General features: G+C 61.9%; 21 protein-coding genes. 9 read left to right on the top strand and 12 right to left on the bottom strand.

What is annotated here, in order from left to right; all coding sequences use genetic code 11:
- Positions 1-6: 6 nt before the first annotated feature.
- Entirely contained in the window at positions 7-2136 is a 2130-nt protein-coding gene (locus tag ACHFFR_RS01835; RefSeq protein ID WP_394262565.1) for a type IIA DNA topoisomerase subunit B, read from the bottom strand.
- Between the two features lie 104 nt (positions 2137-2240).
- On the opposite strand from ACHFFR_RS01835, the gene ACHFFR_RS01830 reads away from it, so the two are divergent.
- Together ACHFFR_RS01830 and ACHFFR_RS01825 are read left to right on the top strand one after the other, a co-directional pair.
- Positions 2241-3038: a Rossmann-like domain-containing protein gene (locus ACHFFR_RS01830; RefSeq protein WP_394262564.1), complete on the top strand. Its 798-nt coding sequence runs from the start codon at positions 2241-2243 to the stop codon at positions 3036-3038.
- A gap of 374 nt (positions 3039-3412) precedes the next feature.
- A complete protein-coding gene (locus tag ACHFFR_RS01825) occupies positions 3413-4024 on the top strand; it encodes an exonuclease domain-containing protein (protein WP_394262563.1) in 612 nt (203 codons plus the stop codon).
- 132 nt (positions 4025-4156) lie between these two features.
- Here the strand turns inward: ACHFFR_RS01825 and ACHFFR_RS01820 are convergent, their stop codons facing one another.
- The 3 genes from ACHFFR_RS01820 to ACHFFR_RS01810 all read right to left on the bottom strand — a co-directional run bounded on the left by ACHFFR_RS01820 (position 4157) and on the right by ACHFFR_RS01810 (position 7794).
- Complete coding sequence (locus ACHFFR_RS01820; RefSeq protein ID WP_394262562.1) at positions 4157-6001, bottom strand: RNA polymerase sigma factor; 1845 nt, start codon at positions 5999-6001, stop codon at positions 4157-4159.
- Between the two features lie 183 nt (positions 6002-6184).
- The gene (locus ACHFFR_RS01815; RefSeq protein WP_394262561.1) at positions 6185-6589 is read right to left on the bottom strand and encodes a universal stress protein; all 405 of its coding nucleotides are present in this window, start codon (positions 6587-6589) and stop codon (positions 6185-6187) included.
- 119 nt (positions 6590-6708) lie between these two features.
- The gene (locus tag ACHFFR_RS01810; protein ID WP_394262560.1) at positions 6709-7794 is read right to left on the bottom strand and encodes a DUF4192 family protein; all 1086 of its coding nucleotides are present in this window, start codon (positions 7792-7794) and stop codon (positions 6709-6711) included.
- A 115-nt stretch (positions 7795-7909) separates the two neighbouring features.
- Here ACHFFR_RS01810 and ACHFFR_RS01805 point away from each other — a divergent pair, with 115 nt between their 5' ends.
- The 3 genes from ACHFFR_RS01805 (at position 7910) to pknB (ending at position 13130) form a co-directional block, all read left to right on the top strand.
- Positions 7910-8959 (top strand): polyprenyl synthetase family protein, encoded by a 1050-nt coding sequence (locus tag ACHFFR_RS01805; RefSeq protein WP_394262559.1) that lies wholly within the window; start codon positions 7910-7912, stop codon positions 8957-8959.
- A 574-nt stretch (positions 8960-9533) separates the two neighbouring features.
- The gene (locus ACHFFR_RS01800) at positions 9534-11009 is read left to right on the top strand and encodes a LysM peptidoglycan-binding domain-containing protein (protein WP_394262558.1); all 1476 of its coding nucleotides are present in this window, start codon (positions 9534-9536) and stop codon (positions 11007-11009) included.
- A 66-nt stretch (positions 11010-11075) separates the two neighbouring features.
- Entirely contained in the window at positions 11076-13130 is a 2055-nt protein-coding gene (pknB, locus tag ACHFFR_RS01795) for a Stk1 family PASTA domain-containing Ser/Thr kinase (RefSeq protein WP_394262557.1), read from the top strand.
- A gap of 33 nt (positions 13131-13163) precedes the next feature.
- Here pknB and ACHFFR_RS01790 read toward each other — a convergent pair whose 3' ends face one another.
- Entirely contained in the window at positions 13164-14516 is a 1353-nt protein-coding gene (locus ACHFFR_RS01790; protein WP_394262556.1) for a class II 3-deoxy-7-phosphoheptulonate synthase, read from the bottom strand.
- Between the two features lie 173 nt (positions 14517-14689).
- Entirely contained in the window at positions 14690-15913 is a 1224-nt protein-coding gene (locus ACHFFR_RS01785) for a pyrophosphate--fructose-6-phosphate 1-phosphotransferase (protein WP_394262555.1), read from the bottom strand.
- A gap of 157 nt (positions 15914-16070) precedes the next feature.
- Here ACHFFR_RS01785 and ACHFFR_RS01780 point away from each other — a divergent pair, with 157 nt between their 5' ends.
- The 3 genes from ACHFFR_RS01780 to ACHFFR_RS01770 are packed head-to-tail and all read left to right on the top strand — an operon-like array spanning position 16071 to position 18568.
- Positions 16071-16442, top strand: a complete 372-nt coding sequence (locus ACHFFR_RS01780; protein ID WP_394262554.1) for a hypothetical protein — start codon at positions 16071-16073, stop codon at positions 16440-16442.
- 28 nt (positions 16443-16470) lie between these two features.
- Positions 16471-18240 (top strand): DEDD exonuclease domain-containing protein, encoded by a 1770-nt coding sequence (locus tag ACHFFR_RS01775; protein ID WP_394262553.1) that lies wholly within the window; start codon positions 16471-16473, stop codon positions 18238-18240.
- 49 nt (positions 18241-18289) lie between these two features.
- The gene (locus ACHFFR_RS01770; protein ID WP_394262552.1) at positions 18290-18568 is read left to right on the top strand and encodes an Lrp/AsnC family transcriptional regulator; all 279 of its coding nucleotides are present in this window, start codon (positions 18290-18292) and stop codon (positions 18566-18568) included.
- Between the two features lie 8 nt (positions 18569-18576).
- Here ACHFFR_RS01770 and trpD read toward each other — a convergent pair whose 3' ends face one another.
- Together trpD and ACHFFR_RS01760 are read right to left on the bottom strand one after the other, a co-directional pair.
- A complete protein-coding gene (gene trpD / locus ACHFFR_RS01765; protein ID WP_394262551.1) occupies positions 18577-19638 on the bottom strand; it encodes an anthranilate phosphoribosyltransferase in 1062 nt (353 codons plus the stop codon).
- Complete coding sequence (locus tag ACHFFR_RS01760; protein ID WP_394262550.1) at positions 19638-20072, bottom strand: hypothetical protein; 435 nt, start codon at positions 20070-20072, stop codon at positions 19638-19640. Before ACHFFR_RS01760 ends, trpD begins: the two co-directional genes overlap by 1 nt.
- 195 nt (positions 20073-20267) lie before the next feature.
- Here ACHFFR_RS01760 and ACHFFR_RS01755 point away from each other — a divergent pair, with 195 nt between their 5' ends.
- Positions 20268-20882, top strand: coding sequence for a superoxide dismutase (locus ACHFFR_RS01755; RefSeq protein WP_394262549.1), 615 nt, complete (start codon positions 20268-20270; stop codon positions 20880-20882).
- A gap of 205 nt (positions 20883-21087) precedes the next feature.
- Here the strand turns inward: ACHFFR_RS01755 and ACHFFR_RS01750 are convergent, their stop codons facing one another.
- From ACHFFR_RS01750 to ACHFFR_RS01735, 4 genes are all read right to left on the bottom strand, one after another.
- Positions 21088-22134 (bottom strand): FKBP-type peptidyl-prolyl cis-trans isomerase, encoded by a 1047-nt coding sequence (locus tag ACHFFR_RS01750; RefSeq protein WP_394262548.1) that lies wholly within the window; start codon positions 22132-22134, stop codon positions 21088-21090.
- 60 nt (positions 22135-22194) lie between these two features.
- On the bottom strand, positions 22195-22551 hold the full coding sequence (locus ACHFFR_RS01745) for a HesB/IscA family protein (RefSeq protein WP_394262547.1): 357 nt from the start codon (positions 22549-22551) through the stop codon (positions 22195-22197).
- Positions 22552-22686: 135 nt separating this feature from the next.
- Positions 22687-23802, bottom strand: coding sequence for a hypothetical protein (locus ACHFFR_RS01740; protein ID WP_394262546.1), 1116 nt, complete (start codon positions 23800-23802; stop codon positions 22687-22689).
- Positions 23802-25145 carry a dipeptidase gene (locus tag ACHFFR_RS01735; protein WP_394262545.1) on the bottom strand — a complete coding sequence of 448 codons (1344 nt, stop codon included), beginning with the start codon at positions 25143-25145 and terminating at the stop codon, positions 23802-23804. Before ACHFFR_RS01735 ends, ACHFFR_RS01740 begins: the two co-directional genes overlap by 1 nt.
- Between the last annotated feature and the right edge of the window lie 70 nt (positions 25146-25215).

The raw sequence follows: 25215 nt of genomic DNA, 5'->3' as shown, positions 1-25215 counted from the left end.
CGCCGGCTAGGCGTCGATCTGCTCGCGCGAGATGTCGTCAGCGCCGTCGATGATGAAATCTTTACGGGGAGCAACCTCGGAACCCATGAGGAGTTCAAAGGTCTCCTCCGCGAAACGAAGCGCCTGCTCGTCCTCGAGAGAGATTCGCCTCAGCGTCCGCTGGTTGGGATCCATCGTCGTTTCGGCGAGCTGATCGGCGTCCATCTCACCCAGACCCTTGTATCGCTGAATGGGCTCTTTGTACGAACGCCCCTGCTTCTCAAGTCGGCTGAGAATCTGGCGTAGCTCCGCTTCCGAGTACGAATAGATGTATTCGCCCTTCTTTCGCCCCTTGCCTGCCACTTCGACTCGATGAAGTGGCGGCACGGCCGCATAGACCCGGCCGGCCTCGACGAGCGGGCGCATGTAGCGGAAGAACAGTGTCAGGAGCAGCGTGCGGATGTGAGCGCCGTCGACGTCGGCGTCGGTCATGAAAATAACCTTGCCGTAGCGTGCGGCATCCACGTCAAAAGTGCGCCCGGATCCAGCCCCGACCACCTGAATGATCGATGAAACTTCCTGGTTCTTGAGAATGTCGGACGGCGATGCCTTCTGGACGTTGAGGATCTTTCCACGGATCGGAAGAAGCGCCTGGAATTCGGAATCTCGCGCCAGCTTGGCCGTGCCGAGGGCCGAATCGCCCTCGACGATGAACAGCTCAGTCTGCTCGATGTCTTCCGAGCGGCAATCAGCCAGCTTCGCGGGCAGCGTGGAGGTCTCCAGCGCGTTCTTGCGGCGCGAGATCTCCTTCTGGGTGCGCGCGGCCACGCGGGCGCGCATCTCGGCCACGATCTTTTCGAGGATACGAAGGTTCTCCGTGCGAGCATCGCGCTTGGAGGACGTGAGCTCCTTGGTAAGCCCCTCCTCCACCACCTTTGAGACGATGGCGCGAATCGGCGCCGTTCCCAGCACTTCTTTGGTCTGGCCTTCGAACTGCGGCTCCGGGAAGCGCACGGCAATGACGGCCGTCAGGCCGGCGAGGATGTCATCCTTGTCGATGCGCGGATCGCGGGCAGTGACCTTGAGCTGGCGAGCGCGCGATTCGATCTGCGCGCGGACGGTCTTGACGAGGCCCGCCTCGAAGCCCGTCAGGTGAGTGCCACCCTTGGGCGTCGCAATAATGTTGACGAACGATTCCTCGCGGGTGTCGTAGCCATTGCCCCAGCGAAGCGCGATGTCGACGTCGCAATTGCGTTCGACCTCGCGGGGCTTGAGGTGGCCCGACTTCTTGTCGAGTTCCTGAACCGTCTCGGTGAACGTACCCGAGCCCGTGATGTGCATAGTGCGCGAGACGGGCGCATCAGCCGCGAGATGATCGACGAAGTCGACCACGCCGCCGTCGTACTTGAACACTTCCTCGACGGGGCTCTCTTCGCCGGGCGTGCCAGGCAGGCCACGCTCGTCGCGAATGACGATTTCCAGGCCCGGGACGAGGAACGCCTTCTCGCGAGCTCGCTCGACGAGGTGCGGATAGTCAAATTCCGTATCCGTGGGGAAGATTTCGGGATCGGCCCAGTATCGGACCGTCGTGCCGGTGTTCTTCTTCGCGACCTTGCCCGTGACCTGCAGTTCGGACTGAGTGGTGAACGGCGTGAACGGGTTGTCGGGCTTGGGGGTTCTGCCATCCTTGAACACACCGGGCTCGCCGCGGTGGAAGGACATCTCCCAGACTTTGCCATCTCGGCGCACGGCCACATCGAGGCGTTCGGACAGGGCGTTGACCACGGAGGCACCCACACCGTGCAGGCCGCCCGCGGAGCCGTACATCGACCCGTCGAACTTACCACCGGCGTGCAGCTTCGTGTAGACGACCTCGACGCCGGATGCGCCGGTGCCCGGCACCTCATCGACGGGAATGCCACGACCGTCGTCGCTGACCTTGACTGACCCATCGGGAAACAGCGTGATCTCAATCTTGGTGGCGTAGCCTTCCGTTGCTTCGTCGACCGAGTTGTCGATGATCTCCCACAGGCAGTGCATCAGCCCCCGCGAATCGGTGGAGCCGATGTACATTCCGGGTCGCTTGCGCACCGCCTCGAGACCCTCGAGGACCGAGAGATGGCGGGCAGTATATTCCTGCTTCTTAGATGGTGGCACGCCAGAATCCTAGCCTGATTTGCCCGCAAACTAGGTGAGGTGGCGACGCGTTGCACACCACATTGCCGTACGATGAAGCCGCAACGATCACAGATGGAGGCCACATGTCAGCATGGGATTTCTACACCCCGTTCCTCGAGGCGGTGCCAGATATTCCGGTGCGCAGGGCGCTCAGCCATCGGGCTGCGTTCGTTCAGACTGATCAGGGGGCCGGGATCGCGGCCATTCCGGAGGAGCATCGGGGAGCCAAAACGCATGAGCGGTTGGTCGGGGCGAGCCTGCGCGACGTCGCACAGCTCGTCACCTCGTGGGATCCGGTTGAATCTGCCCTTGGCACCGCCGCGATTAACAGCCACGTCAACACCGCGGATCTAGCGCGCAGATTTCCGACCAGCTCGATCTTTACCGAAGCTCATCATCTAACGGCCGGGAAAAGAACCGTGATGATCGGGCACTTTCGAGGTCAGCTGGCGTGCTTCGGACACGCGGATCTCACGATTCTCGAGCGCCGGCCGCAGCCGGGTGATCTTCCCGATCAGGCCGCTGAGTATCTGTTGCCAGACGCGCAGATCGTGTTTATCACGGGGATGACGTTCACGAACAAGACGCTCCCCCGACTTCTTGAACTCTCCGCGAATGCGTTGACGATCCTCGTTGGCCCCTCTGCGCCTTACGCTCCCGAGGCCTACCGTGGGCTTGTGGACATCGTCGCGCCCACGGTGGTCACAGATCCCGATAGCGCCTACGATCTCATCTCTGGCGGTGCAAGCATGCGCAAACTTCGGCCGGCGTTCTCGCAGTTCATCGCGGATCTTCGACCGGCCGGGTCGCAGCCGCCGCTGAGCTGGCAAGAGGGCGGAGTGTCCGTGAATCACTGCGAGGTCTCGGGTAGGCCGGGATAAAGGCCTGCTGGCATGACCCGGGGAATGCGGACATAAACCGGGGGCGAGTTCTTTCGAACTCGCCCCCGCTAGTTGGAGTTGTGCTGACTACTGAGATACTCGGTCGGTTTCGTCAACGATATTGATCGCTACCTTTTCCAGTGCCGGCATGTGCTTGCGCGCATGGTGTGCACAGAACAGGAGCTCACCAGATGACAATTCGACACGGACGTACGCCTGCGCGGAGCAGGCGTCACAGCGGTCAGCGGCTGTCAGAGACGGTGTTTCAATTAATGCATTCACACTACGATCAAAGCACGAAACGCTATTTTTATTCCCCTCATCTCACGCCGGTTCGCCCCGGGCAAAAACGGCCGCTATGAGACAATGGCGCAATGAGTCTCAGCAAGTATGCCATTCTCGACATCGAAACAACCGGGTTGGACCGGGCCACGGATCGTGTAATCGAGATAGCCGTCATTCACCTCGACTCCGACTTTGCCGAGGTATCTCGCTGGCATACTCTGGTCAATCCTGGCCGTCCGACGGGCGCCGTCCACATTCACGGACTCACCGACGACCATCTCGCACGCGCCCCACGTTTCTCCGAGATCGCCTCGGATCTCGCCACTCAGCTTCACGGGCGGCGGATTGTGGCGCATAACGCAAAGTTCGATCGGGAATTCCTCAATAGCGAATTCGCGCGCGCCGGATTGATGGAACGCATCGATGAGGAGTCGTGCGTGTGCACCATGGATCAGTCCCGCATCTATCTCGAGCCCGGCTCGCACTCCCTGCGCGGGCTCGCCGAGCGGTTGGACATCCGCCCCGGCCAGGCACACCGCAGCATGAGCGACGCCCTCACGTGCGCAGCGATCTTCCGCGTTTTCGTCGACCTCGAAGAACGAGGCCAGCGCTATACGAACGTCGACCTTAACCGCGACGACGTCGAGGTCCTCCCCGCCCAATGGAAACGCGCCCGCAGTTGGGGCGCGCTTCGCACATAACGGTGATTCCGATTCCGGTGCAGGTATATCACTCGAGCTAGCCGCGATTCACGAGGTCGCGTTACTTAAGTACGCGCGTCACTTCAGGTAACCGCCCTACTCCAGGTAGCCGCGTTATTCCAGGTACCCGCGTTACTCCAGGTAGTCGCGCAAGACTTGCGAACGCGACGGATGGCGGAGCTTGGACATCGTCTTCGACTCAATCTGGCGGATTCGCTCACGAGTCACGCCATACACCTTGCCAATTTCATCAAGCGTCTTGGGCTGACCGTCCGTCAGACCAAAGCGCATCGAGACGACGCCGGCCTCGCGCTCTGAGAGCGTATCGAGCACCTGATGGAGTTGCTCTTGAAGCAGGGTAAACCCGACGGCGTCGGCAGGCACAACGGCCTCCGAATCCTCAATGAGATCGCCGAACTCTGAATCTCCATCCTCGCCCAGCGGGGTGTGAAGGGAAATCGGTTCACGACCATACTTTTGAACCTCTATAACCTTTTCTTCGGTCATGTCTAGTTCGCGCGCGAGCTCTTCCGTGGTGGGTTCGCGGCCGAGGTCTTGGAGCAACTGGCGCTGGACGCGCGCCAGCTTGTTGATGACTTCAACCATGTGGACGGGAATACGAATCGTACGGGCCTGATCTGCCATGGCGCGCGTGATGGCCTGGCGGATCCACCACGTTGCGTAGGTCGAGAACTTGTAGCCCTTTGCGTAGTCAAACTTCTCAACTGCTCGAACCAGACCGAGGTTGCCTTCCTGAATGAGATCGAGGAAGAGCATGCCGCGGCCGGTGTAGCGCTTCGCCAGAGAGACGACGAGGCGGAGGTTTGCTTCGAGGAGGTGGTTCTTCGCATTGCGACCATCACGAGCGATGATCTCGAGCTCTCGGCGGTACTTGCGGTCCTCAATCTCGGTGGTGTCGAGCAGGTGCTGGGCGTACAGGCCAGCCTCGATGCGCTGCGAGAGTTCGACCTCTTCGGCGGCATTCAGAAGCGGGACCTTGCCGATCTGCTTGAGGTAATCCTTGACCGGATCGGCGGTCGCGCCGGCGACGTGAACGCGCTGAGCCGGCTCATCGGTGTCATCGGAATCCTTGACGACGAACGCGCCCTTCGATTCCTTGTTCGACGCGGTCACGATGACGGACTTTTCGCCGTCTTCATCGTCCTCGTCCGCATCCTCATCCTCGGCTTCATCCGAGCTCTCTGCCGAGTCGGAGGAATCGTCGAGATCCTCGTCGAGGTCCATGTCCTCGTCCTCGAGATCCTCCGGATCGTCCGGAGTCGCGGGAGTCGAGTCTTCGTCCTCATCTGCTGAGTCGATCTCGTCCTCGTCCACAGCCTCGGTGGGCTTGGCCGTTTTGGACGCCGGCTTGTCAGCCGTGGCAGACGCCGGCGCAGCGGTAGTGCCTGCAAGCTTGATGATGAGATCGATGAGGTCTTGCTTGCGCAGGCCAGAGATCTTATCCGCGCCGAGGTCCTTTGCCTTGTCTCGCAACTCGCCGACCTTCAACGCCTTGAGTTCAGCTTCCGTCACGTCCGCACTGGCCTCCGGCGTGGCCTCCACCTTGGTCGCCTTGGGTTCGGCTTTAGCGGTCTGCTTGGTCTTCTTCGCTGGCGCTGCCTTCTTCGCGGACGCTGCCTGTGCATCCGACGTGGCCGTCGTCGTCGACTGTGCCTTCTTTGCTGGCGCTGCCTTCTTTGCTGGCGCTGCCTTCTTAGCCGGTTCAGCCTTCTTCGCAGTCTCCGACTTCTTGGTCTGCTTAGCCTTAGCCGGCTCTTCCTTCTCAGCTTTCTTTGACTTGCCAGCCTGCTTTGCCTTGCCAACCTGCTTCGCCTTCTCAGAGACAGGCTTCTTCGAGGCGGAGTCCTTGGCCACAAGAGCCTGAGAAATCTCTTCGACGAGGGTTGCCTTGACGGCACGCGAATTGAGGTCGAGATCGAGGTCCTTCGCGAGTTCACGAAGCTCAGGAACCTTCATTCCTGACAGTGAGCTAACATCAACCTTTACCTTCTGTGCGGACGAGGATGAGGTAGAGGTCTTTGCTTTTGATGCGGCCACGTGCAACCTTTCGAAACGCCAGTGAGTACAACTTGCATATTATAGCGGAGATTCAGCGAAAACTCGCATTTGCTCACTAGGGCAAACGGTTTTTCCGGTAATTTATTCCCCCTGTTCGAGCAGAGTCTTCTCGCGCACAACAAGCACCGAGCACGGGCTGCCGACGAGCAAGCGCTGGATTTGCGACCCAAGGAGCAGCTTTCCGTTCGTCGGAGGCTGCGCCAGTGACACCACGACGAGCGAGGCCTCAACGTCCGCCGCAACCTTGGCCACAGCCAGGCCCAGATCCTCCTCGCCCAGCCGCACCTCCGTTGAGTATGCGATGTCTTCGTTGTCGAGCCGATCGCACAGCGCGTCGATTTCGTCGTCGACGCTCTCCTGATCGAATTCCGACACCGGGCGACTCAACATCGCCACCAAGGTCATCTCCTGTTGCCGAGCAATCTTGATGGCAACGGATAGCGCCTCGTCATTCGTCTCCCCAACAATCGGTACAACGACCTTCATGGGTCCCCCTAACGTAGATGTCACGCTACGAGAATACTCACATTGGCGGCCAAGAGCCCCTTCCCTGACGCACTGCGACATCCGCGGCGCTGTGACCTGCTCAGTTACGCTCTGGGCGCTCACATGTCGGAAATCGGCGCGGGCAAATCCACGAAGAGTGCGTGGAGTACAAGCTTCGCAAGTGAGTAGTGCGGGTTGGACGCACTGGCTGCAACCGCATTGTTGCACGCAGTCTCCAAGTCCCCCGCCCACCAGCGCAAATACGCAGCGACGGCAAAGGCCGCCGGATCGTCGTCGTCTGAGAAGGCGGCGATGTACTCCACGAGCTCGATGATCGCCGTCAGGTGCTCGGAGGTGGTGGTCGTCGCTTCACCGAGAAGCCTGGCAATCTCGTGCTTTTTCACCTTGAGGATCTCGGTGATATTGGAGTTCACCGCCGCCAGGATCACCCGATCTCGGAGCAAGATGCTGTCGAGCCCCGCGTTGAGCAGACCGATGATCTCATCGGTTGGCGCGGCCTCCTCGGGCGCCAATCCCGCACGAATATCCTCGAGGGCTCGGTGCCACGCGTTCCCGCACTTTCGACGCTGACTCGTGCGCAAGCGCTCCGCTCTCGCGGCAATGACGGCGCCCGACCGGACGCTCCACGGCTCCCGCGACTGCTCGGATTTGGGTTCGCTGTCGAAAGGTGCCGATCCGTGGAAGACGAGCTCTGTTAATGCCGGGGACTCGTTGAGTTCGTCGAACGACTGCACGACGCCTTCGGCGACGAGCTCATCGAAGCCCGCATATGGCACATCGCGCAGGCTCAGGCAGCCTGCCCAGTGCGTGTAATCAGTGAGCGAGACCGTGACGTAGCCGTCGTCGGGTGGAGGAAGAGTCTTGTCGATGAAGTGCTGGGCGGCTACGCCTGCGGTGTCGAGGATCTCGACCGCCGTGTGGTTGTTGATCATGGCCTCGAGATCGGAACCGTACCATGCGATGACGAGGTCCTCGACGTCGAAGGTATCGACGAAGTCGATCACGACGTCGATGAGATCGTGCGGGAGGTCGTCCTCCACTTCGATGCGGATAATGGGGCCGCTTGAATGGTCGGGGCCGGAGGTGAGGGCCCAGAGCATGATGGCATTCATGGGCCGGAAGCCAATGAGATGCGGGATGAGCGCGAGTGATTCATGAGGGTTTCGTAAACGTAATTTCTCCATGCGCCCATTCAAGTGGAATGGCCGTTCGCGTGAATTCGAGAAGTGCCCAAATGTGGATAATCCTTGCGGTTCGTGACATGTGGTTAACTTTTCGATCTACCGATAGGCTCGAGGCATGCACGACTTTCGCTCCGCAGTGTCCGCCCGAATCTCCGAGGTCCTCACGACCCGCGCACCATTTATCGATGATGCGATCGCCGAGGCCGCGTGGAAGGAATTCGTGCGCCCAGCTCTCCTACTGTCAGAGGCCGGCAAGCGCACACGCGCGCTGCTCCTCGCGGCGGGCTATGAGGCTTACGAGGGCCCCGGCCTCCCAGTGCACGCGGGCACGGCTCTCGAGCTCTATCAACTATCCGCGCTTGCCCACGACGACATCATCGACGAATCAGATACTCGCCGCGGTCTGCCCGCCATCCATCGCAGTTACGCCACCTCGCACCGCAGCATGTCAATGATGGGTGATTCCACGGACTTCGGCAGGAAGGCTGGAATCCTCTCCGGCGACTACCTCCTATCCCTTGGAGCGCTGGAGTTCGAGAAAGCTGAGCATAAGGACGCACACGCGCTGACTCGCGCGCGCACTATTTACCATGGCATGACGGCCGAAACCGCCTTCGGTCAGTATCTCGACTTCCGCGCCGAACTCACGGCCATGAACAACGATCAAGCCAGCGCTATCCAGGATGCCCTCCTCGTTCTTCGCCACAAGTCCGCGCGCTATTCCGTGGAGCTTCCGCTTCTCATCGGCGGCGCGCTTGCCGGCGCTGACGATGACGATCTCGGGAGACTCTCGCGCGTGGGCCTGCCACTCGGCTTCGCATTCCAGTTGCGCGATGACGAGCTCGGCATATTTGGAAATCCCGAGGACACGGGCAAGCCTGCTGGCGGCGACATCACCGAAGGCAAGCGCACAGTCCTCCTCGCTCTCACGCGAGGCATGGCGACCGCCTCGGATGTAGCCCTCATCGACGATTCTCTTGGCCGAGAGTTGACGGACGCGGACGTCAAGGACATCCAGCGCATCGTTAAAGATTCCGGCGCCTTCGATGCCCACGAATCAATGATCGACGAATATGAGAGCGCTGCTCTAGAGGCCGCCGAGGATCTACCCGATGCACCCATTTTGCGGTCTGTGATGAGTTCGCTGAAGGATCGCCGCCACTAAGCCCCGCTTTCGCTGTCACTTTGGCGATCCCTGCTACCGGCACTCTCCCGCTGTCGCTTTGGCGATCCCTGCTACCGGCACGCTCCCGCTGTCACTTTAGCGTTCCCTGCTACCGGCACTCTCCCGCTGTCGCTTTGGCGATCCCTTCTACCGGCACGCTCCTGCTCTCTCCACGCCAGTACCTGTAGTGGATCGCCGGTGGCGTGTTCGGTCTCGGGCGTTCGCGTGAATTTGCGGGGTGCTGAGAGCTCGATGTCGCCATATAGCGAAGATCGTGCCCTGAGCGCCCCTCAAATCAACGGCTGCCGCGAAGACCGGCCTAGAAACGTATGTACCAGTCGGCTATTTGGTCGCGGGTGTTGGGGTTCGACCTCTCTTCGGCCGCTCAAATGCGCCATTTTTGCCCCAAATGTCTACACTCGACGATCTTGAGGGGTGAAACATACACCAGAATCTGGTTTTTGAGTGGCAACACGCAGTGAAGTCGGTTATTGTCTCAGATGAAACATTTATAACATTTACATCTCAAGGCACAGTTGTCACATTTGTAAATTTAGCACCATACGGAGGCTCCATGTCGTCATGGATCAAGCGGTCGGGCGCAGCACTCGCCGCCGCAACGGCAGCCACGGTCATCGCTCCCACGGCGCAGGCTGTACCAGCCGCAGATCTCGCCGAGGTCAAGACCCCCATCTTCACCACGCCACTCATGAACTACCAGGTCAAGCCTGGCGACACGCTGAGTGAGATCGCCACGCGAACCGGCACGAGCGTCGACGCGATCGTGCGCGAAAACCAGCTCCGGTCCGCGCACCTCATCTTCCCCGGTCAGCAGCTTCGCATCCCGTCGCCTGTCACGGCGAAGTCGGCAGCTACTAATCCAGCAGCTACCAAGCCTGCGGCCTCCAAGCCGGCAGCTAGCAAGCCGGCGGTGACGACCTACGTGGTTCAGCGCGGCGATACGCTCAGCAAGATCGCGCTCCAGCACAAGACGACCGTTGCCAAGATTGCCGCTGACAACAAGATTTCCAATCCCAACCGCATCAGCGTTGGCCAGAAGCTCACGATCGGCGGAGCCGCCCCGGCAACCGCAACGCCCGCAGCGTCATCGCCAGCGGCAACTAAACCAGCCGCTCAGAAGCCAGCCGCCTCGAAGCCGGCTGCTTCGGCAGGCGCGACGTACACCGTCAAGGCCGGCGATACTCTTGGCAAGATCGCACTCCAGCACGGGACGACAGTCGCCAAGATTGCCGCAGACAACGGCATTGCGAACCCGAACCGTCTGAGCATCGGCCAGCGTCTGTCGATTGGAACACCGGCCGTCTCGACTCCGGCTGCCAAGCCCGCACCGGCACCGAAGCCGGCAACGCCAGCGCCTGCGACCAACGGCACGGTCTACACCGTTCGCGCAGGTGACACGCTTGACCGTATCGCTCGCAACCACGGAACCACAGTCGCCGCGATCCAGGCAGCGAACTCGATCTCGAATCCACACCGCATCAGCGTCGGCCAGAAACTGACGATCGGCGGGGCGAGTACACCTGCGACGAGCACGTCCAAGCCGCAGCTGGTCACCAACAACTTCCCCGGCTACACCTACGCGGATTCGACGGTTGCCGCAGCAAACGAGAACAAGCACGCCCTCGTCAACGCGGGCGTACCCTCACGCGCGCAGACCCAGCAAACGATCATCCAGGTTGCGAACCAGATGGGCGTTGACCCGAAGCTCGCGCTCGCTCACGCCTACGTCGAGTCCGGCTTCGACGCGACGGCAGTCTCCCCCGCCAACGCGATCGGAACGATGCAGGTCATTCCCTCGTCAGGCGTGTGGGCCTCGCAGCTCGTGGGCCGTAAGCTTGACCTCCTTGACCCGTACGACAACATCGTGGCGGGAGTGGCGATCATCCGGTCCCTGCACTCCTCTGCAGCGAACTTTGATCAGGCGGTCGCGGGCTACTACCAGGGCCTGGGAGGCGTGCAAAGGAACGGCATGCGCCCCGATACCGTCACCTACGTCGCCAAGGTGAAGTCAGCGATGGCTCGCTTCTAAATCTTCGACACGCGAAGCCGGTCAGTCCACAGCGGATTGACCGGCTTTGCACGTATTGTAGAACTCGTGAAAGCACCTGACCCGCTCCTTGGCACCGTCCTCGATAATCGGTACGCCATCACCGCCCGCATTGCCCGCGGTGGCATGGCAACCGTGTATCGGGGCACCGACGAGCGTCTCCAGCGCGAAGTCGCGCTCAAGGTCATTCACTCGCACCTTGCTGAGCAGTCGGACTTCGTCGAACGTTTCATCTCCGAAGCACGCTCGGCTGCGCGCCTGTCGAACTCGAACATCGTGGCCGTTCACGATCAGGGCGTCGCGACCACGCCCACCGGCGAGCGCCCCTACCTCGTCATGGAACTTATCTCGGGGCCGGACCTGCGCTCGGAGCTCAACACGCACGGGTCTTTCCCTCTTGGGATTAGTCTCGAGCTTATTCGCCAACTCCTGACCGGCCTGGCCGCCGCACACGACGCCGGAATCATCCACCGCGATATCAAGCCGGAAAACGTCCTGCTCGCCAAACCCCTCGAACCCACCTCGCTCGAGCCGAAGTTCGATGCAAAGCTCACCGATTTCGGCCTCGCCCGCGCGGCCTCCGACGCCACCTCGACCCACACGAACACGATGCTCGGCACCGTTGGATATGTGGCACCAGAGTTCGTCTCCGACGGCACCACGGGAAAAACTGCCGACATCTACTCGGTCGGCATCATGCTCTACGAGCTCATCGCCGGGGCGTTGCCCTTCCAGTCTGAGTCCGCGCTGTCGGTTGCCTACAAGCACGTCAATGACACGATGCCGCGCCTGACCGATCTTGCCGGCTGGATTCCACCAGCGCTCGATTCGCTCATCGGCCTGCTCACTGCAAAGAGCCCCTCGAAGCGGCCACAAAACGCCGGCGCCGCACTCGATGCGCTGATCGACATTACCGAATCGCTTCCCGAGGATATCCTCATTCGCCGGATCCCCGTCTTCCCGGTCGTCAAAGACTCGAAGCCGACCTCGCAGGCCGCTCCCGTAAGCCCTGGAAAGACCGCAGCCATACCGGTAGGGAAGACGAACGAGTTGGATCAGCTCGACCGCTCCGACCCAGCACAGGCCAGTTCCACACAGGCCGGTTCCGCACAGTCCACCTCGGCACAGTCCGCTTCTACACCGGCCGGCCTCGCACCTGCGAGCCATCCGCCGGCACGGCGGCAGGACACGGCGGTGACAGACAAGCCGCGGCGCAAGCGGCGCGTGTGGCCCCTCGTCCTCGTGCTACTCCTAGCACTCGTCGGCGCGGGCGCGTACTCCACGTGGTGGTATTACAGCGAAGGGCCCGGCCTGCGCGTCGATATTCCGTCTGTGACCGGCATGCCCGCCGACGACGCCCAAGCCTCGCTCGGCAACCTCGGCTTCCACGTCGAGCGCACGGAAGAATTCTCCGACGACGTCGCCGAAGGCCTCGTCATCAACACAGATCCCCCGGGCGGAACCGGCCTGCATCCGTCCGAGACCGTGACGATGATCGTCTCCCAAGGTATCGAGCACGTGGAGGTGATTGACGTCGTTGGGCAAACGAGCGACGACGCCACGGCCGCTCTCACGCAGGCTCGCCTCACGCCAGTTACCGAGGAGGCGTATTCGGAAACGGTGCCGGCGGGTTCGGTGATCTCCCAAGCCCCCGAGGCGGGCGCATCGGTGCCACATAGCTCGGAAGTCGCTATCACGGTGTCTCTGGGCCGCGAACCCATTTCCGTCCCAGACGTGACCGGTGAGAGCCTCGAGGCCGCGACGAATCGCCTCGAAGAATACGGTTTGGCTCTCACAACGCTCGAGGAATACTCGGATACCACCCCGCAGGGCAACATCATCGCCCAAGCCCCCGTCGCCGGCGAGACCCTGTATCGCGGTGACACCGTCACCCTCACGGTCTCCCTTGGCCCGGAGCTCGTCGAGGTGCCGGACGTCTTCGGGCTCCAAGAAGGCGAAGCAACCCAGATTCTCGAAGACGCCGGCTTCGTCGTGTCCTACGACCGCTTCCTGGGCGGCTACTTTGGCACAGTCCGGGCGCAGACGCCCGCAGCCGGGCAGATGCTTCAGCCCGGGTCCACCGTCACGATCACCGTGGTCTAGCGGGCGCAGGCGCGTTACGCCCGCAGCACCCGCCTAGAAGTTCTCGCGCAGAATCTCGGAGACGAGGAACGCGAGCTCGAGAGACTGCTGGTGATTCAGGCGAGGGTCAACGAGCGTCTCGTAGCGCTCTCCCAGTGACTCCTCCAGCACCTCTTCGGACCCGCCGAGCACCTCGGTCACGTCGTCGCCGGTCAGCTCGATATGCAGGCCACCTGGCGTCGTGTTGAGCTCGCGATGAACGTGGAAGAACCCGCGAACTTCGTCCAGCACGTCATCGAGGCGCCGCGTCTTGAACTTGCCCACCGAAATCGTATTGCCGTGCATGGGATCGCACATCCAGGTGACGGGCCGCCCGTCCTGCTGAACGGTCTCGATGATCGCCGGCAACAGATCGTTGATCTTCTCGGCACCCAGGCGCGTGATGAACGTGAGTCGGCCTTCCTCGCCCTCGGGGTTGAGCTTGTCCACCAGCGCGAGGATCTCGTCTCGAGTCGCGCTCGGGCCAAGCTTGACGCCAATCGGATTTTGCACGTGCGAGAGCATCTCCACGTGCGCGCCGTCGGCGTCGCGGGTGCGCTCCCCGATCCACAGGAAGTGCGCGCCCGTGTTGTAGGGCAGGCCGGTGCGCGAGTCCACGCGCGTCATCGCGTCCTCGTAATCGAGCAGGAGTGCCTCGTGCGAGGAGTAGAAGTCAACCGTCCGCAGCGATTCGGAGTAGGCGCCGGCGGCCTTCATGAACTGCATGGCGCGATCGATTTCCGAGGCGAGCTGGTTGTAGCGGCGGTAGGCAGGGTTCGACGAGAAGCCCTTGTTCCACTCGTGCACCTTCGCAATATCCGCGAAACCGCCGCCGGTGAAGGCGCGGATGAGATTCAGCGTGGCGGCCGAGTGCTGGTAGGCCTCGACGAGGCGGTGCGGATCTGGCACGCGCATGGCCTCGGTGAATTCGTGCCCGTTGACGGCGTCGCCCATGTAGGACGGCAGCTCGGTGCCCTCGCGCAGCTCCATCGGGTTTGACCGCGGCTTGGCGTATTGGCCGGCCATCCGGCCAAGCTTCACAACAGGAACGGAGCCCGAGTAGGTCAGCACAACTGCCATCTGCAAGATCGTGCGGATCTTCGCACGGATCCGATCGGCCGTCGCGTCCGCGAATGACTCGGCGCAGTCCCCTCCCTGGAGCACGAACGCCTCGCCACGCGACGCTTTCGCGAACTCTTCCTTCAGCGAATCGGCCTCACCGGCGAAGATGAGCGGCGGCATGGTGCGCAGATAGTCGACGGTCGTCCCAAGGAAATCGGAATCTGGATACTGCGGCTGATGCTTCGCCGGAAGATTCTTCCAACCAGAGATTTCTTTGAGGGTTGCCTCATCTGCGTCTTCATACATAGTTCGATTGTAGGCATTTTCCGCCGTACCGCCATTCGAGTCCGAGCACTGAACGACGCCGTCCGCACCGGCACACGCACCAAACGACGCCGTCCGCCCCCGGCACGCGCACGAAAAAGGGAGCAGCGCGAGCTGTTCCCTTTTCCGCGTCAGTTTATGCCGAGGTCAGATGCCTACTCAGCCTTGGGCTGGGGCTCCCACGGCTGACCGATGTCGTCCATCAGGGCCTTGAACCAGTCCTGATCAACGTCGAAGGCCTTGTGACCGGCGATGCGATCGAACTCGATCGTGCGCAGCTCGTCGTTGCGTTCCTCGTCGTGTCCGATCACGCCGGAAACCCCGTCCTTGGCCGACTGCACGGCCAAGTCCGTCATCTCGCGGATGAGCTCAAGATCGGTCTCGTTGGACTTAGCCGAGCGCGAGAAGTAGCCCGACTTTTGAACCATGACCTTCTCCGCGCCGATGATCTTCGAGAACTTGTCTGCGAACCACTCGCCGGGGTTGATCGTGTCGAGCTTGACGTGGCCGAACGCGTCGCGCTCGACCTCGCCACCGGCTTCGAGGATCTCCTCGATAATCTCAGCCACGCCAGCTCCCTCGGAGAGGAAGATGTTGACATTGCCCTGCTCGTCCATGATCCGGCGCAGGCGCGAGGCCTCGACGTCCAGATCGAACGTGATCTCGGGCAGATAGAGCGCGTGGACGTCCCAGCGGTCCTTGGTCAGACCCGCCGAAGGCACCCATTCCTGCTCGTCCAGCCAGTCACGGTAGTACTGCGTGGTCTGCGCTGCGAGGTAGCCGCAGTTGCGACCCATGATCTCGTGGATGATGAGCATGCGGGGGTTCGAGCGGTGCTCGCCCACGATGTTCTGCGCGAAGATCGATGCCTGCTCGGCCGCCGTGTACGCACCGAGCGACTGGCGGATGGGCACGATGTCGTTGTCGATCGTCTTGGGCAGGCCGACCACGGTCAGTTCATAATCGTTCTCGTGCAAGTACTGTGCGAGATCGGCGGCAGTGGTGTTCGTGTCGTCACCACCGATGGTGTGCAGGACGTCCACCCCGTCCGTCTTGAGCTGCTCGGCGGCCACCTCAAGTGCGTTCTGACCGGGCTTGATGAGCCCGCGATCGATGAGATCCTGGGAGTTTGTGAGTTTCACGCGCGAGTTGCCGATCGGAGAGCCACCGAATCGGGTGAGGATGTGGGCCTTTTCGCGAGCCTCGTCGTCGAACACGATCGAGTTGCCGGTCAGCAGACCATGGTATCCGTGCTGGTAGCCGATGATTTCGGCGTCGGGCGCTTCCTTCGTGTACCGCTCGATGAGGTCGCCAACCGCGGTTGACAAGCAGGGGGCGAATCCTCCCGCAGTCAGTAGTGCTACACGACGAATTGTCATTGGTATCTTCCTTCGGTGACAGGCGCTGCAACGCGCTTCTTGCTTGAGTACGGCTCCTATCTTACCGTTTCTTGACGCGCTCCACGCACCCACGAAGGCCTACGTGAGCGCTCGCGCTCGAATTGATTGGCGTGCGCAGGGCGGTAGGCTTGTGCGTATGCGAGAAAAGGATTCTGGCGCGGATTGGGACGCCGAGTGGATCGAGGCGGAGAAGAAGATGGCTCAGCAGTCGGCTGAGGGTTTTCGCACGTGGACGCCCGCTCCCGAGGAAGACGAGCCGTTCGATCCTGCCGATCTCCCCGGCTTCGATCCCGTCTCCCCCGCCTCGCAACCCGATCTCGCGCGACTTTTCTTTTTGGTCACCGGCGCGATCCTGCTGCTGTTCATCCTCGGGTTCCTCGACGTGCTCGCATTCGAGAGCCAGTGGTGGATTGTGCTGGGACTCATCGGTTTTGGTTCAGTTGCCGCGGGCGTGTTCGTCAGTGCGCCGTGGTCGCATAGACCCGACGACGACGGCACGCGCGTTTAGTGTCGGAGGCTCGGTTTAGCCTGTGGGCATGACACAAAGGAACTCGGTGGGCGCAAGCCTCGACCTCACACCGGCGCGCTATCACCGCGAGGGCGGTGGACTGGCCGCCCAGGAACAGCTGACGCTCGATGCGCTCGGGCCGTCGCTGTTCGATGTGACGTTCTTGGTGGTTGATCTGGAGACGACCGGCGGCAAACCGGGCCTTGATTCCATTACAGAATTCGGCGCGGTGAAGGTGCGCGGCGGGGAGATCGTCGATGAGTTCACTACCCTGGTCAATCCCGGGGTGGTGATTCCGGCGCACATTACCGTGCTCACCGGGATCACGAACTCGATGGTGGCGTTCGCTCCAGATATTTCCGAGGTCATGCCGCAGTTCATCGATTTCATCGGCGGCGATCCGGATCTGGTTCTCGTGGCTCACAATGCCAGTTTTGATATGGGGCATCTGCGCGGAGCCTGCGCCGGTCTCGGCATCGAATTGCCCAAGCGCAGGATCGTCGACACGGTGCGACTTGCCCGCAAGACGTTTACTCGTGACGAGACCCCGAACTACAAACTCGCAACCCTCGCGCGCATATGCGGTGCCGACGTTCAGCCAAATCACCGCGCACTCGACGACGCGCGGGCAACCGTGGACGTCCTGCACACCATCCTTGGTCGGCTGGGCGGCATCGGGGTCACGCATCTTTCCGATTTGATGACGGCCACCGACTCGGTACCCCAGCATCGCCGCGCCAAGGCCGCCCTCGCCGACGGCCTGCCCCGCGGCGCCGGCGTCTATCAATTCATCGGCCCCGGCGGCGAAGTGTTGTACGTGGGCACGTCGGTCAACGTCTACAAGAGGGTCCGGCAGTACTTCACGGCGGCCGAAAAGCGGAAGCGGATGGCCGAGATGGTCGATCTGGCCGTCCGCGTGGATGGGATTGCCACCGCCACCGTTCTCGAGGCTAACGTGCTCGAGGTTCGCCTCATTGACGAGCTCGATCCGCCGTACAACCGGCGTTCGAGGCGCACGCAAACTCGGCCGTGGATAACGTTGACGAACGAGCCACACCCCCGCCTGAAGGTCTCCCGCAAGATCCCGCGGGCCGAGATGGACAGCGCGCTCGGCCCCTTCACGTCCACCCGCCAGGCGAACAACGCGATAGAGCTCCTCGAGTCGGCGACTGGCCTGAGGTCGTGTACCCAGCGCCTTCCCGCTGAGCCGGACGGCCGAGGAGCCTGCCACCTCCATGAGCTTGGCAAGTGTTCAGCGCCGTGCCTGAACGGTGATCGCCAGAGTGCGGAGATCTCCGCGGTCGAGGAGGCGCTCGGCGGGCACGTCCGCGACGTCGCGGACGCCAGCCTCGCGCGGCTGCGCGCACTCGCAGCGGAGCAGCGTTACGAGCAGGCCACCGGCGAACGAGATCGGTTGTACTCACTTGTTGGCGGCGCGAAGAACTACGAGGAGTTCCGCTCACTCGTGGGAAATCAGCGGATTGTGGCAGCGTATTCGACTGGGCACCGGTGGGAAGTTGTGCTGGTTGACTACGGGGTGCTGCGAGCCAGCGCGCTTACTCGAGAGGGCGAGAGTCCCGAGGCCGTGGGCGAGTTTCTCGATGCCACGCACGAGCCCCTCGAAGAACCGAAGTTTGCCAGCCAGCACGTGAGCCATGACGAGGTCAGGCTCATCTCGCAGTGGCTGCTACGCGAGGGCGTTCGACTGCTCAAGGTGACCGCACCCGAACTGCTCTCCCGCTCGACGCGCGGCGGTGACGCAATTGCACTTCCGACGCGGCCCTCCCGCGCCGAATAATTGCGCTCGGCGCGTTAAGATGGTGTCCATCTGAGAATTAGGAGCCACAATGATCACCGCTATCGTCATGATCGACGCCGAAGTTGACCAGATTCCCGAAGTCGCGGACTCGGTTGCCGCCGTGAAGAGCGTGCGCCGCGTCTACTCGGTGACGGGCGACGTGGACCTCATCGCCATCGTCAGCGTGCCCGAGCACGAGGATCTCGCGACGGTCATTCCGGACCAGATTGCTAAGGTTTCCGGCGTCAAAGAGCTGAAGACCTATCTGGCCTTCCAGGAGTTCTCGCGCGCCGACCTCGAGGCCGCGTTCGATATCGGCCTCGACTAAGCCAGCGCCTAGCGGGATTCGCGGTTCGACAGCTCGATCCAGCGGGTCAGCAGGTCTGCCGCACGCCCTGAATCAATCGTCTCCTCGGCGATTTCGAGACCGCGCCGCATACGCTCAATGAACGTGCCGTCTTCCGGGCGTGCACCTTCGAGTCGACCATCGGCCACGATAGCGCCGGCCGCGTTGAGGTTGACCGAATCGCGAACGGGACCCTTCTCACCGTCGAGGACTCGTCGGGCAATACCGGCGTTGTAGGTGGCGTCTTGACCACGCAGGTCATCGATCGTCGCCTGAGCCAAACCCAGATCGGCACTCGCATCCATCTCGTAGTACTCGACATGGCCGTTACGCACTTCCCAGATCTCGTTGCCGCACACGGTCGAGAGCTCATCGAGCCCATTCGTGCCGCGGAAGACGAGCGCACGGTTATCCCGCTTAGCAAGAACTCCGGCGACGAGCGGCGCGTGATGCTTATTCGACACGCCAATGGCGCCAGCCTGGGGGCGAGCGGGGTTCGTCAACGGGCCGAGCACATTAAACGCGGTTGCCACGCCCAGTTCACGGCGCGCAGTCGCCGCGTACTTCATGGACGGATGGAAGAGATTCGCGAACAGGAAGGTCACTCCGATGTCGTCGAAGATCTTCTCGACAGAGTGAATCGGGAGATTCAAGTCAACGCCAAGCGCCTCGAGGCAGTCCGCAGAACCTGATTTCGACGACGATGCACGGTTTCCGTGCTTGACCACCTTGATACCTGCAGCGGCAATGATGATGGAGGCCGTCGTCGAAATATTGACGGTGCGCAGGCGATCACCGCCCGTGCCGACGATGTCAAGGGAATCGGAGGTCAAATTAACCGGGGCCGCGTGCGACTGCATGGAGTCAGCCAAGCCGAGCAATTCGTCCGTCGTTTCACCCTTGGTCGCAAGTGCCGTGAGGAAACCAGCAAGAGAAACGGGCGAGGTTTCGCCGGACATGACTTTGTCCATCGCCCACGCCGTTTCATCGGCCGTCAGATCCACGCGGTTAATGACTTTGGTGGTAATTTCTGGCCACGTGTAGGCAGGCATTAAGCGCGTACCTTCTCCTTGAGGATCTCCGCAACCGTTGCCGACAGGGTGCGCGGATCAACCGGGTGCTCGAGAACGGCATTCGGCTTCGATACGCGGGCGAGCCACTCGTCTTGCGGGCGGCCGATGAGGATGATGTAGGGCATGTCCGGAACGAGTTCGTCGCGAACCATCTTGCCAAACCCGATGCCACCGAGCTTGGCGGCCTCGCCATCGAGGATCAGTAGGTCGTAATGGTTCTCCTCCACCTTGAGGTAGGCGCCTTCCCAGGTCGCAGCCTCGGTCCAGTTAATCCGCGGCGCTCCCTTGGCAACCCTGCGGCCAACGGCCTGCATCACTTCGTTGCGGGTATCGCGATTGTCTGAGTAGACCAGAACCTCGAGCGACTTTTCGTCGACGTCGGCTGACGTCGTCGCCTGAACCTCGTTTGCCATTGTGTCCTCCACATTCTTCTGTGTTCGCTCTCAATAGTACCGAGTTAGGCACAAAAGATTGAATTGAATCTCATGGGTGGTCGGTTACGCTGTCCGCCAAGTTTCATGCTTAGTCACTAGACCTATGTCGAATATCAGCGATAATTGAAAAGCAAACGATCACAATCAGATTGGTTGTGAATTATGGAGGTTGACATGACTTACACTCTTCCCGAACTTGATTATGATTACGGCGCACTCGAGCCGCATATCTCCGGCAAGATTATGGAGCTGCACCACAGCAAGCACCACAACACCTACGTTCAGGGCGCGAACACCGCTCTTGAGAACCTTCAGAAGGCCCGCGAAGAAGATGACTTCTCCAAGGTCAACCAGTTCTCGAAGGACCTCGCATTCAACGTCGGTGGCCACACGAACCACACCGTGTTCTGGAAGAACCTCTCCCCCAACGGCGGCGGCGAGCCCGAGGGCGAACTGCTCGAAGCCATCAAGGATGCCTTCGGCTCCTTCGATAAGTTCAAGGCGCAGTTCACAGCGGTCGCAACCGGCATCCAGGGCTCCGGCTGGGCCGTCCTCGCCTACGACCAGATCGCAGGTAAGCTGACCACCTACCAGCTCTACGACCAGCAGTCGAACGTGCCGGTGGGCACCGTTCCGGTTCTCATGCTCGATATGTGGGAGCACGCGTTCTACCTCGACTACCTCAACGTCAAGGCTGACTACGTCAAGGCCGTGTGGAACATCTTCAACTGGGAGGATGTCGCATCTCGCCTCGAGGCTGCAAAGACCACCAACCTGCTCGTGAAGTAATCACGCAGGCATAGTAATTACGCAGAGACTGCAATTACGCAGACACTGAAATTACACAGACACTGAAATTACACAGACATGAAGGAGGGGGCTCGCACGAGCCCCCTCCTTCATGTCTGAAACCTGCTACCAGACCTGCCGCCAGATCTTCCGACAGACCTGCTGCCAGGCCTAGGCGCCTAACCTAGCGCCAGACTCGGCGCCCCTAGTTGGTCTCGTCGGCCTCCGGGTCAGTCGCCTCATCCGTCGCGTCGTCTGTCGCCTCGTCAGTTGGCTCATCAGTGCCGTCGTCGGTGGCGTCGTCAGCCGGAAGCTGGTCGATGATGTCGATGACCACCGCATAGGCGGGAGCCGTCACCTCGCCGTCGCCTCCGTCGTTCGCCGGCACCTCAACGAGCACGCGAGAGCCAACCGGGATGCCTTCGAGCGCGTCGAAGAAGCTCCCTCCGCCGAGCTTGATTTGCTGGGGACCGAACTGGCCGTACGTGACCTCGCTCATCGAGTTGTCCCACAGGGACATTGCGTACTGGTGGTACAGCGTGGCGCCCTCGCCGCCGAGCGGCTCACCGCTTCCGCGCGCAATGACGGTCACAACGGGTTCGCCCTCGGGCTCCTCCGAGTCGTCGCGAACGGTAATCGTGATGGGCTCACCCAGATTGCCGTCGATAGCGACCGGAAGCTCATCGAGTTCCACCTGCATGGTCGCGTTGGCATCGCCCGCCTGATCCGCGCCAAACGCCGTGAGCACCTCGATGTAGAACACGATCGTGTCCGTGCCACCGATGCCGGCAGTGGGCTGCCCGCCTTCTCCATAGCCATACTCCGGCGGTACGGAGATGATCACCTTGGACCCAGCCGGCAAGCCCGATAGTCCCTCGGTCCATCCGCTAATCACGCCCTGAAGCGAGAACGATGTGGGTTCGCCTCGTTCGAACGAGGAATCGAACGGATCGGATTCTCCCCAGACCTGACCTACGTAATGCGCGACGACGACGTCCTGTTCGTCAATCACACGGCCATCGCCCTCTTCGAGCACCTCAACTTGGAGGCCCTCAACGGGGTTAGAGTCGGGGAAATCAAGAATCGGGTACTCGCCGGTAACGTCGACGCTCGGCATCTCGGTGCCGTACTCGATGGTTTCCTCAGCGCTCGGCTCGGTGGTCGGATCCGGCGTCGGCTCGGGCTCATCTGACCCGCATGCCGCGAGGGTAGCTGTTAGTGAAAGCGCGGCCACAATGGCGAGTTTCCGCATCAATGTACTCCTAGAACACGCGTGTTCCCCACCGCCTTGGTGGGGAACACTTGAGCCTTATCAGTGGAACGATTCACCGCAGGCACAGGTGCCAACGGCCTGCGGGTTATCAATGGTGAAGCCCTGACGTTCGATCGAATCGGCGAAGTCGATCGTCGCGCCATCGAGGTACGGAGCCGACTTGGCGTCCACGAGTACCTCGACGCCGTCGAAGTCGCGCACGTGATCGTCGTCGAAGAGACGCTCGTCGAAGTACAGCTGGTACATGAGTCCCGAGCAGCCGCCGGGCTGGACGGCGATGCGAAGACGAAGGTCGTCGCGGCCCTCCTGTTCAAGAAGGGACTTGACCTTGTTGGCCGCAACCTCGGTGAGGTTCACGCCGTGGGTCTGGGGTGTCGTATCGAGCGTCTCGCTCATGTTTACCTCCAAATAAATCGATAACTGGTACCTTACCGGTTGGACCGCATGGTCTGACAATGCGCCCCGCCACCATTAGCTTGTGGCGCAACGCTCATCCTAACGTGAATCGCGAATTATTTAATCCTGCGTCCGTTAAAAATCCCATCCCCACGTCGTGGCGATCCGCGCTATCGCGTCATCCAGACGCCCCGGAATCGTTGAGATTGCGTCCATATCCTCCACGCCGCCGCCAAACGCGCGTTCGGGCCGTAGCTCATAACTACCGTGGAGTCCAAGGCGCGGGAGCTCACCCTTTCGCATGCCCGCGCTGTCGGTGAGGAGCACCACGGGAACGCCGAGTTCCTCGCCGTGGCGTGTCGCTGCGTGCAGGCCGCTGGGAAGGTCGACGCCGATCGCGCTGCACACGTAGACGATGAGGTCGGCGTCGCTCGGAAGCGCCGAGCCGACGAGGTAGTCCCCGATGAGGTGGCGCGCTCCGCCGAGCAGGCCGATCATCATGCCAAGTCCGCCGCCGGTTCCAGACGAGCCCACTCGCGGATCCACGTTCACTCCACCAAGGAGCGAGCGCCTCGTCGATGCCGCTCCCGCGCGATCCAGCTCGTGGACCCACCCGCCAATATGACGCTCAAAATCCTGGGCGACCTGGCCATCCATGCCCGCCTGATCCCACATGCGAGCCATGCCGTGCACGCCGAGCAGGGGCATGTCCGCCGGGTACGTGAGCGTTATCGCCATGTCCGACACCGCCCGCTGGGCCTTCGCAAGCTGCTCAGTAAGATCGCGCGGCTCCTCGCGCACATCGATCGGTTCACCCGCGAGCGCGCCGAGGAGCCCCACGCCGAGGTCGCTGCGATTCATGAACCTGGGCACGTGCACATGCACCGACCTCGCGCCCGTTGCCCTGAGCTCGCGCAGGTCACTGGCGAGGAACGCCGTCGAACCAATCGGATCGCCCTCGCCCGCCCATGTCATGGCGTCGGCGAGGTCGATGAGCGCCCCGCCCTGCCACGTCCAGTGAATCCGGCGCGGCGCGTCGTCGTCGGGACTCGTGGCCGTCGCGTCCGGGTGGCGCAGGCGCACGACGTCGTCGAGTCCGGTGCCAACGTGAGCGGTGGTCTCGCCCTCGGAGGTTGCCAGCCCGGCGACGTCGTCGCCGCCGCGAGCGCCGAGCCAGCCGCTCACCGCCCGCTCGAGGACGGCACGGGGTCCCATGCCCGGCAGCGCCGAGCACACGAGCGATACCTTCATTACTCCCCTAGGCGCGTGAGCAAGAGCGCCTCTGCGACGATGGCGTTGCGCCAGTCGCCAAGGTGGAGCGATTCGTTCTCGGAATGCGCGCGGGTGTCCGGGTCTTCGATGCCGGTCACGAGGATCTGCGCCTCCGGGAACAGTGCGGAGAGGTCAGCAATGAACGGGATGGACCCACCCACGCCGATCTCCACGGACTCGGTTCCCCACGCCTGCTCCAGCGCCCACTGCATGAGCTTGAACGTCTCGGTGGGTTCGCCTGCCTCAAAGGATGGCCCGCGCTCGTCGATAGTGACGTCGACGTGCGCGCCGAAGGGAGCGTTCTCCGTGAGGTGCTCGATCAGCTTGTCCGCTGCCTCCCCGGCGTCCTGACCGGGGGCAACGCGCAGAGAGAGCACGAAGGTGGTGGACGGGATGATCGTGTTCGACACGAGGTCCACGGGCGTGACGTCCATGGCGGTCACGGAGATCGCCGGCTTGGTCCACATGCGCGAGGTAATCGAGCCCTCGCCCACGAGTTCAACGCCCTCGAGCACTCCGGCGTCGCGGCGGAACTGCTCCTCCGGATAGTCGACGTCGGTGTCGTCGCGGGAGACGAGGCCCTTGACGGCCACGTTCCCCTTCTCGTCGTGCAGGGTCGAAATGAGCCGCGCGGCGAGCGTGACGGAATCGAGAATGGGGCCGCCATACATGCCCGAGTGCAGGGCGTGGTCGAGCGCGCTAACCGTGACGGTGACCTGCGTGACGCCGCGCAAAGACGTGGTCAGCGCGGGGGTTCCCACCTGCCAGTTGTTCGAATCGGCGACGACGATGACGTCCGCTGCGAGCGTGTCCTTGTAAGTCTCGAGGAAGTCGACGAACGTGGGCGAGCCGATCTCCTCCTCGCCCTCGATAAAGAGCGTAATTCCGACGCCTGGGCGGGCCGCTGCGATGGCGGCAAGGTGTGCGACGACGCCGGCCTTGTCGTCTCCCGTACCTCGGCCATAGAGGCGACCATCGCGTTCGACCGCGGTGAAGGGCTCAGAATCCCACAGATCGGAATCGCCGGGAGGCTGGACGTCGTGGTGGGCGTAGAGCATGACGGTGGGCTTACCGGGCGCCGCATCGCGCGTAGCGAGAATGGCCGGGCGCCCCTTCTTCCCAGATGCCGTGACGAGCTCGATGATCTGGGTGTCCAAGCCCAGAGCCTTCGCGCGCTCGGCCACCCACGTTGCCGAGTCGCTCAGGTGAGCCTGATCGAACGTGTCGGCAGAGACGGAGGGAATGGAAACGAGGTCAACGAGATCTTCCGTGGACTGCGCCATGCGCTCATCGACGAAAGCGATTACATCCTGATAAGTCATATCTGTAGCCTAGCCCCGGGTGGCGTGATTAACCCGAAATGAATCGGCGATTGTGGCGTGCAACAACTAC

Origin of the sequence: Trueperella sp. (assembly GCF_043424875.1) — a bacterium.
GTDB lineage: Bacteria > Actinomycetota > Actinomycetes > Actinomycetales > Actinomycetaceae > Trueperella.
Note: the sequence above shows the minus strand (reverse complement) of the source record. Positions and strands in the feature narration are given on the sequence as shown.

What these genes read in the sequence shown, in the direction of transcription:
- ACHFFR_RS01830 (WP_394262564.1), top strand. Translation starts at nt 2,241, where the DNA reads ATGTCAGCATGGGATTTCTACACCCCGTTCCTCGAGGCGGTGCCAGAT.
- ACHFFR_RS01825 (WP_394262563.1), top strand. Translation starts at nt 3,413, where the DNA reads ATGAGTCTCAGCAAGTATGCCATTCTCGACATCGAAACAACCGGGTTG.
- ACHFFR_RS01820 (WP_394262562.1), bottom strand. Translation starts at nt 6,001, where the DNA reads ATGAAGGTTCCTGAGCTTCGTGAACTCGCGAAGGACCTCGATCTCGAC.
- ACHFFR_RS01815 (WP_394262561.1), bottom strand. Translation starts at nt 6,589, where the DNA reads ATGAAGGTCGTTGTACCGATTGTTGGGGAGACGAATGACGAGGCGCTA.
- ACHFFR_RS01810 (WP_394262560.1), bottom strand. Translation starts at nt 7,794, where the DNA reads ATGGAGAAATTACGTTTACGAAACCCTCATGAATCACTCGCGCTCATC.
- ACHFFR_RS01805 (WP_394262559.1), top strand. Translation starts at nt 7,910, where the DNA reads ATGCACGACTTTCGCTCCGCAGTGTCCGCCCGAATCTCCGAGGTCCTC.
- ACHFFR_RS01800 (WP_394262558.1), top strand. Translation starts at nt 9,534, where the DNA reads ATGTCGTCATGGATCAAGCGGTCGGGCGCAGCACTCGCCGCCGCAACG.
- ACHFFR_RS01790 (WP_394262556.1), bottom strand. Translation starts at nt 14,516, where the DNA reads ATGTATGAAGACGCAGATGAGGCAACCCTCAAAGAAATCTCTGGTTGG.
- ACHFFR_RS01785 (WP_394262555.1), bottom strand. Translation starts at nt 15,913, where the DNA reads ATGACAATTCGTCGTGTAGCACTACTGACTGCGGGAGGATTCGCCCCC.
- ACHFFR_RS01780 (WP_394262554.1), top strand. Translation starts at nt 16,071, where the DNA reads ATGCGAGAAAAGGATTCTGGCGCGGATTGGGACGCCGAGTGGATCGAG.
- ACHFFR_RS01775 (WP_394262553.1), top strand. Translation starts at nt 16,471, where the DNA reads ATGACACAAAGGAACTCGGTGGGCGCAAGCCTCGACCTCACACCGGCG.
- ACHFFR_RS01770 (WP_394262552.1), top strand. Translation starts at nt 18,290, where the DNA reads ATGATCACCGCTATCGTCATGATCGACGCCGAAGTTGACCAGATTCCC.
- trpD (WP_394262551.1), bottom strand. Translation starts at nt 19,638, where the DNA reads ATGCCTGCCTACACGTGGCCAGAAATTACCACCAAAGTCATTAACCGC.
- ACHFFR_RS01760 (WP_394262550.1), bottom strand. Translation starts at nt 20,072, where the DNA reads ATGGCAAACGAGGTTCAGGCGACGACGTCAGCCGACGTCGACGAAAAG.
- ACHFFR_RS01755 (WP_394262549.1), top strand. Translation starts at nt 20,268, where the DNA reads ATGACTTACACTCTTCCCGAACTTGATTATGATTACGGCGCACTCGAG.
- ACHFFR_RS01750 (WP_394262548.1), bottom strand. Translation starts at nt 22,134, where the DNA reads ATGCGGAAACTCGCCATTGTGGCCGCGCTTTCACTAACAGCTACCCTC.
- ACHFFR_RS01745 (WP_394262547.1), bottom strand. Translation starts at nt 22,551, where the DNA reads ATGAGCGAGACGCTCGATACGACACCCCAGACCCACGGCGTGAACCTC.
- ACHFFR_RS01740 (WP_394262546.1), bottom strand. Translation starts at nt 23,802, where the DNA reads ATGAAGGTATCGCTCGTGTGCTCGGCGCTGCCGGGCATGGGACCCCGT.
- ACHFFR_RS01735 (WP_394262545.1), bottom strand. Translation starts at nt 25,145, where the DNA reads ATGACTTATCAGGATGTAATCGCTTTCGTCGATGAGCGCATGGCGCAG.